Source organism: Capnocytophaga sp. oral taxon 323 (assembly GCF_001278825.1).
Classification (GTDB): Bacteria; Bacteroidota; Bacteroidia; order Flavobacteriales; family Flavobacteriaceae; genus Capnocytophaga; species Capnocytophaga ochracea.
The window spans coordinates 2,344,898-2,357,680 of record NZ_CP012589.1; the positions used below are offsets into that span (position 1 = coordinate 2,344,898).

Here is a 12,783-nt window from a genome sequence, read left to right on the forward strand (position 1 = left end):
ATCGAAAGATAACGGAAGAGAGCTGAGAGAGGTTTTGGTGAAAAAATGGTGTAAGGAGGGTGGGGTTAGCTTATAGAGAGCTTATAGGAAGCTTATACGAATCTTGGACGATTGGTATAGAAAGGGTATATAAGTGGTTGATAAATAGTATAATACAACAAGGCTAAAAATGTTAAAAACCGGGTTTCGAGGCGAAAGAAAGAGGAATAGGTACTAGGACTTAGGCCATAGGCACTAGGGGATAACCTCCCCCTAGCCCCCTCAATGAGGGGGAATGTTGTGACGGAAAGGAGAAGGGATAATTAGGAAATTAGTAAATTTGGAAATGAGAAAATGAGGAAGTATGAGGTCTTAGGCAATAGGCAGTAGGGGAGAAACCTCTCCCTAGCCCTCTCAATGAGGGGGAATGTGGCGAGTCATTTATTCGGTAAGCCCCCGAACCCCCGAAGGGGGACAAGCTGGAAAAGGAGACAAACCTCCTCCTTTACACATACTCTGCTCTCGCGGTACACATACCCAGCTATTGCTGGCTATCTTCAAAAAAGGAATTGTAGCGACCAAAGCGGAGTTATTAGATGTTTGAGAGAGACTCGCAGGAGAGGTACAATAGAGACGCAAGGGGAGTTGTGGTGATGATCATATCGAACGAACGTTGATTAATGTGAGTTTGATAATCTATTTTATTGCTAATTGTAAATTGTTTTGTATCTTTGTCGCATTAATGATTAACCATTTATAACTCATTATTAACTATTATGAAACATTTACTATTCAGCTTTTTAGCTTCCTTATGCACCATAGGAGTCAACGCACAAGAAAAACTTCCTAATGTTATCTTTATTTTGGCTGACGATTTAGGTTACGGCGATATAGAGCCTTACGGTCAGCAGATTATCAAAACACCCCAACTCAGCAAACTCGCTGATGAAGGAATGAAGTTTACTCAGTTTTATACAGGTACATCTGTGTGCGCGCCCTCTCGCGCTTCGTTTATTACAGGGCAAACTACGGGTGAAACGCACATACGCGGTAATGAAGAAGTGCGTGAGCCAGTAGATGGGCAAGCACCTTTACTTGCCAACGACCCATCGGTAGCACAACTTTTTAAGAAAGCAGGCTATAATACGGGTTGTTTTGGTAAATGGGGTTTGGGTATCGTTCCTTCCGAAGGGAATCCGCTAAAACAAGGGTTTGATACTTTTTTTGGTTATAACTCGCAGTTCCGCGCTCATCGCCGTTATCCTGCTTTCTTGTGGCACGACAATGAAAAGGGGCTCATTCCCGAAAACGGAAACTATGAGCGCCAAGAGGTTTATGGCGAAGACCTCATACAAGAAAAAATATTGGATTATATAGGCAAACAAACAGCTGATAAGCCTTTCTTTATGTGGCTTACCTATACACTCCCACACGCCGAATTAGTAGTGCCTCACGACAGTATTTACGCTTCGTACGAATATCTCCCCAAGAAACCTTATAAAGGGGTGGATTACGACAAGATTACTCCTAAACCTTTTGGCTGGGCAGGTTATATGTCGCAACCGCATACTTATGCCACTTATGCGGCTATGGTGAGTCGGTTAGACAAGTATTTGGGAGAAATACGCAAGCTCCTTAAAGTTAAAGGGCTTGATGAGGATACCATTATCATCTTTGCGAGCGACAATGGGGCACATCGCGAAGGTGGTGCTGACCCTAAGTTCTTCAACTCCTCAGCAGGATTGAGGGGTATTAAACGCGACTTGTACGAAGGCGGTATACGTACCCCTTACATTGTGTATTGGAAAGGCAAGATAAAGGCAGGTAGCGTAAGCGACCACATAGGGGCTTTTTGGGATATGATGCCTACCTTTGCTGAGATTACGCATCAGAAGTATGTGCCTGATAGGCATCAGGTGTCGTTTTTACCTACGCTTTTAGGGAAGAAACAACAGCAACAGCATAAATACCTTTATTGGGAGTTTCACGAAATGGGAGGTAGACAAGCAGTGCGTTATAAAAACTGGAAAGGAGTACGCCTAAACGTGAATAAAGATAAAAAAGCTCCTATTGAGTTGTACGACCTTACTACTGACCCTGCTGAACAGCACAACCTCGCCGAGAAATATCCTAAGATAGTGAAGAAAATAGACCGATTTATGGAACAAAGTCATACACGCTCAGAGCTCTTTCCTTTTGATTGGGAGGCAAAGAAATAAAACTTACTAAGGAGGAAGAATGATAACTTAAAAGCCTTTACCTAATCAGTATTTAGGTAAAGGCTTTTAAGTATTGATATTATAGACCTTAAAAATGCTCTAAGAAGTAGGTTTAATGAGCTTTTTCATCTATTTTATTCTGCTTGGAGTCATAAGTAAAAGGCACTTTCCAAGTGATTAATAGTGCAGGAATAGTGCAAATCATTACCAATAAGAAGAAGTGTTGATAACCTAAATATTTACTTAGAAAACCACTAATCATACCAGGAACCATCACTCCTAAGTTCATCAGGCTATTGGCGAAAGCATAGTGAGCCATTTGGTATTTACCAGGAGCTATTTGTTGCATCATAAAGAGGGTAAGACCTACAAAACCGAAGCCATAACCAAAGTACTCACCTACAATTCCCAAAGCGATAGTAGGCAAATGAGAGGGCAAGAAATAAGCAAAAAGTAGATACACTACAAAAGGAATATTAAAAGCACACGCCAAAGTGAAAAGAGCTTTGCGCAACCCTACACGAGAGACGAAATAGCCAGCTGAAATAGAGCCTACAATAAAAGCAATAACTCCCGCAGTACCGTATACTAAGCCATATTCTTGTTCGGTGAGCCCTAAGCCTCCTTTATCAGTTTTAGCAATGAGGAAAAGAGGAGCTATCTTCATAGCTAATCCTTCTGCAAAACGGTATAAGAAGATAAAAAACAAATAATAAAAAATATATTTCTTTTGGAAGAAAGCTACAAAAATACCCCATAGTTCTTTCATTTTTACATTAAAATCACCAGCTTGCTGAGGTTTAGTATCTTTTGGCAAAGCATAAAGGTGATATAGACCTACGAGACCTAAAATAGTAGCACAAATACTAAGAATCAGTTGCCAAGAAGCAACTACACTCATACCTTTTGCTTTTACAAGCCAACCTGCTAAGAAGATAAGACCACCATTGGCAAGCACTTTTGCTAAGTTATAGAAAGCACCTTGCCAGCCAGAATATACACTTTGGGTAGCAGTGTCCAATTGTTCCATATACATTCCGTCACCTGCAATATCGTGAGTAGAACCACTAAGGGCAATCACTCCTAATAAGGCTAAACACACAGTGAAAAAGTTGGGCAGAGGTAACGAAAATACAATACAACCGAATAAGGCTGCTGATACTAATTCGGTAATGACAATATATTGTTTTTTAGTACCATAGAGCTCCATTATTACACTGATAATAGGTTTTAATGACCAAGGTAAGATGAGTAAAGAAGTCCAAAAAGCGTTCTGGTCGTCAGGAATACCTAATCCTTTGAAGATAATAGGAAAAACTAATGAAAGCATCACAAAGGGAAGTCCCATAGCGAAATAGGTGGTAGGCACCCAAGTAATAGGATTTTTCTTTTTCATAATGGTTGTTTATATTACTTCATTTTAAAAATCAGACAAAAGTACAAAATAATTATAAATTGGCAAGTTAACAGATTAGCAAGTTTGAAAATACCCTAAATATACCAAAATAACATATCAATTAAGTACTTTAAGTGCAGTTATTATTCTTTTGTTTTCTTAGCATTCATTGCTTTATAGAAGGCAGCGCGACTGAGAGGCTCATAGCTATCGGCTTCTCCTAACAAGCGTTGCTGGTCGTTAGAAACTTTGCGAAAACTATAATTGGCGAGGTTGCCAGTACGTGTACAAACAGCGTGTACCTTAGTAACATACTCGGCAGTAGCCATTAAGAAGGGCATAGGTCCGAAAGGCTTTCCTTTATAGTCCATATCGAGTCCTGCTACGATTACGCGTACCCCGCGATTGGCGAGCTCATTGCACACGTGTACTATCTCGTCGTCGAAAAACTGTGCTTCGTCTATACCCACCACATCGCAACCATCGGCAAGAAGCATAATGCTGGCGGCGGCTTCTACGGGTGTAGAAGGAATTTCATTGGCGTTGTGCGATACGATATTGGTATCATCATAACGCGTGTCGAAACTGGGTTTAAATATCTCTACCTTCTGTTTTGCAAATTGGGCACGACGTAATCGGCGAATCAGTTCTTCGGTTTTGCCTGAGAACATCGACCCGCATATTACTTCTATCCAGCCCGCTTTTTCGTTGTTATTTACAGTATTCTCTAAAAACATCACTTAAAAAGTATATAGTACTCCTACTCCTAATACTTGCTTGAACTGAGTGCGTGCGCCATAGTTGTGCACTTCACCATTAGGTGCTTTGTACGAATAAAACTTCACATCGTCGTCGTATTTGATATGCACCCCTATACGCGCCTGCACGTAGTTATTTACCTTCAAGTTGAGATTAGTTTCCCAATCCACATCTATATTTCCGAAGTTTTTAAGGTAATCGCCATAGAAATTGAAGGAAGTATCGAGTATCATATTCTCCATCACTTTCTTGTCCCAGCGACCGGACACTGAAAAACCCAGTTCGTTATGAGTACGCTTACCCTTCTTCAGAATAGTACCGTCAGGAGCGCGCTGGGCTCTTTCTACCCCGAAAGCACCTTCATCGGCTAAACGTTGGTCGAGTACAGCAGTAGTTTTAAGCGTGATAGGCGAAAGGAAAATACTGAATTTTATCTTTGAAGGAGCATATTCAGTACCCAAACCAAAGGTGATATAAGCAGGGGCAAAGAATTTGGAGATAGGCTTTTCTACATCGGGATAGTTGTACCCGTTGCTGATTTGTGAAAGAAACTGATAGCGCGCCGTGTAATACCAAAACGACTGTGAGTCGCCTCGATAGCCAAACGATGAGATGAGTGAGAGTTTATCGTCGGTCTTGCGTACTTCGCGTCCTTTTTGAGCATTAATACCGTAGTTGATTTCTAATTCGTTGTCCCAAAAGAAAGTGCGTTCGGTATAACGGCGACGGAATTTGGCATTAAATATCCCCGAAATAGAACTTTCTCCTCCTGCACTCCAATTAGAAAAAGCTACCTCACTCATATTAAGGCTCACTTGATTGAATTTGAACCATTTTTGTTGTGCTAATTTAAAACGGTTGAAAGTGAACTTTAACGCTTCGGTATCTTTCATTACCTTTACCGTATCGGACTTTACGGGAGCTTCGTAGGTTCTTGCTTTGCGCACTTGCCCAAAAGCGGTAAAGGAGGTAAGAAACAGTAGAACAATGAGTTTTTTCATACAGAGAATCGTGCTAAATATTTCAGGGTGCAAAGGTAATGATAATTTGCTAATTTGGCAATTAGCAAATGAACTAATAAATGTAAAATGGAATGAATATAGCTGGTGAATGCTTGACAGACAAAGCGTAATGAAAATATAATAGTAGGGGAGAGGTATAGAATGAGAAGTAATTATCAGATTAGCAAAAAAGAAGCTTGACAGATTGCTGAAAAAATCTTAATGTTTGTTAAATGTATGTATTTTTTTCAATTATTAAAAAGAAAAATACAATATAGTCTCTTATGCTGTAAAAAGAGTTAAAATGTTATTATTCAGTTAAATAAAAGATTTATCATATTTATCTCTTCACCGAAGCTTAACCGAAGGAAGAGCGAACCTAAGACGAAGGAAAGACGAACCTAAGACGAAGGAAAGGTGTTAGTTAGTTGAATGTCAATAGGAAGAAAGGGCTTTTAAAACTGTTGAGGAAAAAGTGTTAAAAACGTGAAATGGTTGAAGAAAAAGCAGTTTTTATTCTTTCACACATTGGCTTATTTTGTCAATCTGCTAAATCTCTAATTGTTAAAAACTCTTCTTTGAGCGTCTCTACTTTGCCGTGAGGAATAAAACTATCAGGAAGAGTGATGATTTTCAGCGGAGTGGTATAGCTGTGCTGGGTAGCAAATTCGGCTACGGCACTACCTAAACCGCCTGTGCTTCCTTCTTCTACTGTGATTACTTTTTTATAAGAACAGAAGATATGATGTAGCATCGCCTCGTCCAAAGGTTTGAGAAAACGGGCATCGTAATGGGCATATTTTTCGGGTTCAGCAGTTTGAGTGAGCTGTTGTTGTACATTTTCGGCAATGGCGCCAATGGTGAGTACGGCTATCTCGCTACCTTCTTTTAGCTGTTCGCCTTTGCCTATAATTAGCTGTTGAAAAGGTTGTTGCCAATCGGTTTGTGTACAACGACCACGAGGATAACGAATGGCAATGGGGTGCTCGAGTGATTGCTGGGCGGTATAGAGCAAATTGCGCAACTCGGTAGCATTACGCGGTGAAGCGATAATGAGGTTAGGAATAGGGCGCAAGAATGCCATATCAAACACTCCGTGATGGGTGGCACCGTCTTCGCCTACGAGTCCTGCACGGTCTATACAGAATATTACGGGCAGGTTTTGGAGGGCTACATCGTGAATAAGCTGGTCGTAAGCGCGCTGTAAAAATGTGGAATATACCACACAGTACGGTATAAAACCTTGTGTAGCCCAACCGGCAGCAAAGGTAACCGCGTGTTGTTCGGCAATACCCACGTCCATTACCCTATCAGGGAATGCCTTTTGCATAACCGTGAGTCCGCTACCACTACTCATTGCAGGGGTGATGACAACTATCTTGGGGTTCTGCTGGGCGAGTTCGGTGAGGGTTTGCCCTACTACGTCTTGATATTTAGCAGGGAGAGCAGAATTTTCAGGCAGAGGGTTGCCTGTGATTTTATCGAATTGTGAAGGGGAATGGAAAAATACTTGTGAGGCTTCGGCTTTGGGGTATCCTTTACCTTTGGTGGTGACAACGTGTATGAGGCGCACTCCACGGGCTTGCTTTTCGGCTTTGAGTGCCGAGATGAGCGCGGGGAGGTTGTGCCCGTCTATTACGCCTTTGTAGGTAATCCCCAAAGCACTAAAAAAAGCACTGCGGGTAGCGTGTTCGGTTTTCAGCTGGGCAAGGTAATGAGAGAACGCTCCTACGGTGGGGTCGATAGCCATTGCATTGTCGTTCAGTATAATGAGCATATTGGCATCGGTGGTGCCTGCATAGTTCAGTGCCTCGAAAGCCATACCACTCATAATAGAAGCATCGCCTATCACGGCTATATGTTGTCGCTCTTTATCGCCTGCCAAAGCCGATGCCATTGCCATACCCAAGACAGCAGAAAGAGAGGTAGATGAGTGTCCCGTACCAAAAACATCGTACTGACTTTCTGCACGTTTAGGAAAACCACTGATACCTCCACGCTCGCGTATATGTGTAAAATCCTCGTTTCTACCGGTGAGGATTTTATGAGCATAACTCTGGTGCCCTACGTCCCATACTAGTATATCGTGAGGAGTATCGAATACATAGTGCAATGCAATAGTAAGCTCTACCACTCCGAGACTTGCACCTAAGTGCCCACCTCGTGTAGCAATAACCTCTATAATGCGGTTGCGGATTTGTTGCGCCAGAGCAGGAAGAGAGGTTATAGGAGTATTTTTTAGTTGTTGCATATTAAGCTTACGCTATAGAAATTCAACAAAGAAATTAAAAAGGATAAGGTTTGTGCCTTAGAAATCAAACAAATCTATTCAAATCAAACAATTAAAAAAGAAGTGTAGCTTGTATTTGAAACTTTAGCTAAGTTTGCGACGCACTCATTGGCTAAAATGTTAATTTTCAAATATGCTAATTCTTTCCTTTATTGACCAATTTCACTACTAACATTATCAGAGCCCCCATTGCTACAAAAGCTATTAAAGAAAAATACCAATAGGTGATGAATAAGCCTTTTAGTATCACGGCGAATACCACCACAAAGAGGATAATTGTCGCTACTTCGTTGAGCATTCGCAGTTGCACCGAAGTAAGAGAGGCGCGCCCCGCTTGGAGTCGTTTCATTATGTGCCAAGAATAGTAATGATACACAAACAAAAAGACGATGAATAGCAGTTTGACGTGAAACCATCCTTGTTTAATAAGCGTCCACTCGCCACCGTCGTATAGCATATAGAGTCCGCTAAGAGTCATCAGCACCAGCGCCGGCACGGTAATGATGTTCCACAAGCGCTCTTCCATAAAGCTGAATTGTTTGTGGAGAATTGAGCGTTCGGGGTCATCTTTTTCCAAGGCTTCGGTGTGATAGATAAATAGTCGCACCATATAAAAGAGCCCTGCGAAATAGCTCACTACAAAGATGATATGTATGCTTTTAGCAATAAGGTAATCGGTCATTAGAAATATTTTAAGCGTTTCAGATTACAAAGATAGAAATTAATCAGCTAAAATAAAAAAAGAAGTCGTCCGAAAAGTTTTAATCTTATCTTTCATCTTTTGTCTCTTCATTAATCCAAGAGGAGAGAGCTTGTACCCACAGGTCGGAGTCGTTGAGGCAAGGAATCATTTTAAAATTTTCACCACCATTTTTGCGGAAAGATTTACCTCCTACTATTTCTATTTCTTCAAGAGTTTCTACGCAATCGGCGACAAAGGCAGGAGCGATGACCGCTAATTTTTTTACACCATTTCGGGCAAGTTCTATAATTTTATCGGAAGTGAAAGGGGTAATCCACTTATCCTTCCCCAAACGCGATTGAAACGCTTGTGAGTATTTTCCTTTTTCTAATCCCAACTTTTCTGCCAATAAGCGAGTAGTCTCAAAACAGTGACTGCGGTAGCAGTGCCTTCCTTCTTCGCTGTAAGGGTCGCAACAAGTTACACCTTCTACAATGTGTTTGTGTGCAGAGGTAGGTGTGGTTTTGTAGAGATGGCGCTCGGGTACACCGTGATAAGAAAAGAGCAAATGGTCGAAAGGAGCTGTCCCTAAATGAGCGCGTACTACCTGCGCTAAAGCCTCGATATACTCGGGGCGATGGAAGAAAGCAGGAAACTTGGTGAGGCGCATATTAGGATAAGAGGCTTTGATGAGTTTTTCGGTGAGGACTTCAATGGTTTCGGTAGTAGCCATTGCGTATTGAGGATAAAGAGGAATGAGGAGTACTTCATCAACTCCTTTGCTGTGTAATTCTTTTATTGCATTGGCGATACTTGGGTTGCCATAGCGCATTGCTAATACTACGGGTACAGAGACTTTACGCTGTACTTTTTCAGTAAGCCAACGACTAATGACAATGAGAGGAGAACCTTCGCTCCACCATATTTTTTGATAGGCTTTACTGGTTTTAGGTGGACGTGTATTGAGAATAACCCCGTGTACCAGAGCATAGCGCAATAGGTAAGGCAGGTCGATGACGCGTTCGTCCATTAAAAATTCTTTTAGATATCGTTTAATGTCTTTTATTGCAAAGGAATCGGGTGATCCTAAATTTACGAGTAATACTCCTTTGGGCATTTTTAGTTAAGTGAAAAGTTAAAAGTTAATCGCCTGTGCGGTTCGCATTTTTCATTTGTCTGAGAGCGCTTTCAGCGAGTTCTTCCTCTACGTCGGCTTCGGGTTTGTCTTTTTCCATCTTACCGTCTTTGCGCTTTTGGGCACTTACGGAGAGAATACACCCTAAGGCTAAGCACGTCATCCACAGTGATGTACCTCCACTACTGATGAGAGGTAGGTTCTGCCCCGTTACGGGAAAGAGTTCTACCGCTACTCCCATATTAATGATTGCTTGCAAGAGTATTGGGAAACCTAAGCCTAATACTAATAACTGTCCGTAGAGGGTAGGTGCTTTTTGTGAGATGACTACAATGCGAATGAGCAGTAGTATGTAAAGCACCATTATAACGATAGCTCCTAATGAGCCATATTCTTCGGTGATGATAGCATAAATAAAGTCGGAGGAACTTTGAGGGAGGAAGTTTTTCATTGTGCTTTTACCTGCTCCTTGTCCCATTATACCTCCTTTGGCAATAGCCATTTTGGAGCGCTCTATCTGATAGCCTTCTTTGTTGTCCTCGCCTCCCATAAACGATTCGATACGACTCATCCAAGTATCTACCCTATTGGGGAAAGCTTCGGGGAAGGCTTTTACTACTAATAAGAAAAGTGCAAGGAAAACAATTGCAATGCCTATAGCTGAAAAGATATGTTTCATTGGGAAACGACCCAAGAAAGTGAGCATCAGCACTGAGCTGAGAATTAGCATTGCGGTAGATAGGTTAGAAAGAAGTACTAAGGCTGCAATCACTCCTACGGGCATCCACAGGGGTAAGATAGTTTCTTTGAAAGAGAGTTTTTTGCCGTAGTTTTTAGCTAAATAAGAAGCTACATAAGCCATCAGCATTACCATTGCGAAGGTGGAAGGCTGAAAGGAGAAACCCCCTACGCTGAGCCATCGGCTGGCGTTTGCCCCTTCGATGGTGCTTCCTGAAAGGTTTGCAAAGATGAGCAGGAGCACCGCTAAGATGAGACCCAGTTTAGAAGCAGGACGGAAAAAACGATAAGGTGTACGATGCACGATATAAAGAGTGAGATAGCCAACCCCTACAAACACTAAGTGCTTGATGAGGTAGCCAAAAGGAGTACCCTTCCCCACTACATACACTAGGTTGGTACTGGTGCTGTACACCGCCAAGAAGGAGAAGAGGGTAAAGACGAGTATGAGCGCCCAAAGGGTTTTATCGCCTTTGATATGTGAGGCTATCCATTCGCGCATTATTACAGTTTCTGAACGGCTACTTTAAAGAGGTCTCCGCGTTCTTCGTAGTTTTTAAAGAGGTCGAAGCTGGCGCAAGCGGGAGATAATAGTACTGTATCGCCTTCTTGAGCAAAACCTTGTGCTAATTTTACAGCTTCGTCCATTGAGCGGGTTTCGACAAGCGTGCCTATTGTGTTGTGAAACGATTGAATAATAGGGGAATTATCGACTCCGAGACATACAATAGCTCTTACTTTTTCGTGTACATAAGGCAAAAGAGAGTTATAGTCGTTGCCTTTGTCTTGTCCGCCAACTATCCACACGATAGGAGTTTTAATGGTGTCGAGAGCGTAGAATACTGAATTTACGTTAGTAGCTTTGGAGTCGTTTACGTAAGTGACGCCATCTACTACTTTCACCTCTTCGAGACGGTGGGGAGCACCTTTAAAGCCTTTGAGACTTTCGCGCAATGAATTGTTGCGGATATTTACCAAGCGGGCAGCTACACTTGCTGCCATTGTATTTTTAATGTTGTGCTTGCCACGAAGGCTAATTTCTTCAACGTCGATTTCAGTAGTTTGATTCTCTAACATAATGTATATTTTATTATCTTTTAAGAAAGCTCCTTGTGGGAGTTCTTTCTCTATAGAAAAAGGTATGAGTTTAGATTTTATAGTATGGGTGCTGAGCCACTGTGTAATTACCTCGTCGTCGGCATCATAGATAAGGTAATCATTTTCAGTTTGGTTCATCGCGATACGGAATTTAGAGTTGATATAGTTTTCGAACTTATAGTCGTACCTATCCAGATGGTCAGGAGTTATGTTAAGCAATACGGCGATATGGGGGGCAAAATGCTCTATGCCGTCTAACTGAAAACTACTGATTTCGAGTACATAATACGGTGGATTTTCGGTAGCTACTAATTCGGCGAAGCTATAACCTATGTTTCCGCCAAGTCCCACTTGCAATCCCGCTTCTTTGAAAATGTGATAAGTGAGCAAGGTGGTAGTGGTTTTACCATTACTACCTGTGATGCCTACAATGAGGCTATCGGTATATTGGCTTGCAAATTCTATTTCAGAAATCACAGCAATGCCTTTTTCGTGAGCTTTTTTGATGATAGGAGCTTTATCGGGGATACCTGGGCTTTTCATAATCACATCGGCTGAGAGAATTTTCTCTTCGGTGTGTGTGCCTTCTTCCCACTGAATGCCTTCTTTGTTAAGAGTTTCGCGGTAGTGAGGTTTTAGGGAGCCTTTATCGGAAAGGAATACTTCCCAGCCTTTTTGTTTACCGAGAATAGCAGTTCCTACACCACTTTCACCACCTCCTAATATTACTAAACGTTTCATTGATAAAACCTCGTTTTGTTGAGGTGCTTATTATTTTTGGGCAAAGGTACAAAACAAATAGGAATTAGCAAGGGAGAAAGCGAAAAAAAAATAAATAATGACAGAAATGAGCAAATGAGGAAATGAGGAAATTAGAAAATGGGGTAGATGCTTATAATGCTAATAATTAACTTTGGCAAAGTTTTAAACTTTGCCAAAGTTTGAGATGAAAAAGCGATGTGTTTGGGAGCGTTAGGAGGATTCGGAAGGAAACGGAGAAGTTCGGAAGAGAGGAGGGAGAGTTTTTAATGAAAAAAGGGTGTAGGGAGGGTGGGGTTAGCTTATAGAGAGCTTATAGGAAGCTTATACGAATCTTGGACGATTGGTATAGGAAGGGTATATAAATAATTGATAAATAGCATAATACAGCGATACAAAAAACGGTAAAAACGGGGTTTCGAGGCGAAAGAAAGAGGAAGAGGTGCTAGGCCTTAGGCCATAGGCAATAGGGGGGAGTGTGACGGAAAGGAGGAAGTGTAGCGACGGAGAAAATAATGAAACATCCCCCTAGCCCCCTTCAAAGGGGGAATGTAGCGACGGAAAGGAGAATTAGCAAATTAGAAAATTTGGAAATTAGTTAGAGAGACTCAGAAAAACTTTTCTCTTTATTCACTTATTCGGCTACTACGGGTAACTCTCAGAGAGTATGGGTGAGTGATTTTCAATTTTGATAAAGGTCGTAGCACGACGGGCGAATAGAAACTTT

10 protein-coding genes and 1 pseudogene are annotated in these 12,783 nt (G+C 41.6%); 3 read left to right on the plus strand and 8 right to left on the minus strand.

Features of this window, described 5'->3' with window-relative positions; genetic code table 11:
- Positions 1 to 406 precede the first annotated feature (406 nt).
- The gene (locus AM608_RS10265; protein ID WP_053581676.1) at positions 407 to 583 is read left to right on the plus strand and encodes a hypothetical protein; all 177 of its coding nucleotides are present in this window, start codon (positions 407 to 409) and stop codon (positions 581 to 583) included.
- Positions 584 to 755: 172 nt separating this feature from the next.
- A complete protein-coding gene (locus tag AM608_RS10270) occupies positions 756 to 2,198 on the plus strand; it encodes an arylsulfatase (protein ID WP_053581677.1) in 1,443 nt (480 codons plus the stop codon).
- 112 nt (positions 2,199 to 2,310) lie between these two features.
- On the opposite strand, the gene AM608_RS10275 is transcribed toward AM608_RS10270, so the two are convergent.
- The 8 genes from AM608_RS10275 to murD form a co-directional block, all read right to left on the minus strand.
- Positions 2,311 to 3,594, minus strand: a complete 1,284-nt coding sequence (locus AM608_RS10275) for an MFS transporter (RefSeq protein ID WP_053581678.1) — start codon at positions 3,592 to 3,594, stop codon at positions 2,311 to 2,313.
- Between the two features lie 143 nt (positions 3,595 to 3,737).
- A complete protein-coding gene (locus tag AM608_RS10280) occupies positions 3,738 to 4,331 on the minus strand; it encodes a thymidine kinase (protein ID WP_002676216.1) in 594 nt (197 codons plus the stop codon).
- 3 nt (positions 4,332 to 4,334) lie between these two features.
- Positions 4,335 to 5,354 carry a DUF3078 domain-containing protein gene (locus AM608_RS10285; protein ID WP_053581679.1) on the minus strand — a complete coding sequence of 340 codons (1,020 nt, stop codon included), beginning with the start codon at positions 5,352 to 5,354 and terminating at the stop codon, positions 4,335 to 4,337.
- A 541-nt stretch (positions 5,355 to 5,895) separates the two neighbouring features.
- A complete protein-coding gene (locus AM608_RS10290; protein WP_053581680.1) occupies positions 5,896 to 7,605 on the minus strand; it encodes a 1-deoxy-D-xylulose-5-phosphate synthase in 1,710 nt (569 codons plus the stop codon).
- 175 nt (positions 7,606 to 7,780) lie between these two features.
- Positions 7,781 to 8,326, minus strand: a complete 546-nt coding sequence (locus AM608_RS10295; protein WP_053581681.1) for a CopD family protein — start codon at positions 8,324 to 8,326, stop codon at positions 7,781 to 7,783.
- A gap of 85 nt (positions 8,327 to 8,411) precedes the next feature.
- Positions 8,412 to 9,443: a ferrochelatase gene (hemH, locus tag AM608_RS10300; protein ID WP_053581682.1), complete on the minus strand. Its 1,032-nt coding sequence runs from the start codon at positions 9,441 to 9,443 to the stop codon at positions 8,412 to 8,414.
- A gap of 25 nt (positions 9,444 to 9,468) precedes the next feature.
- Entirely contained in the window at positions 9,469 to 10,701 is a 1,233-nt protein-coding gene (locus AM608_RS10305; protein WP_009421080.1) for an FtsW/RodA/SpoVE family cell cycle protein, read from the minus strand.
- A 2-nt stretch (positions 10,702 to 10,703) separates the two neighbouring features.
- Positions 10,704 to 12,038 carry a UDP-N-acetylmuramoyl-L-alanine--D-glutamate ligase gene (murD, locus tag AM608_RS10310; RefSeq protein ID WP_053581683.1) on the minus strand — a complete coding sequence of 445 codons (1,335 nt, stop codon included), beginning with the start codon at positions 12,036 to 12,038 and terminating at the stop codon, positions 10,704 to 10,706.
- Between the two features lie 205 nt (positions 12,039 to 12,243).
- On the opposite strand from murD, the pseudogene AM608_RS12800 reads away from it, so the two are divergent.
- Positions 12,244 to 12,364, plus strand: a pseudogene (locus AM608_RS12800) (glycosyltransferase).
- The last annotated feature ends 419 nt before the right edge of the window (positions 12,365 to 12,783 follow it).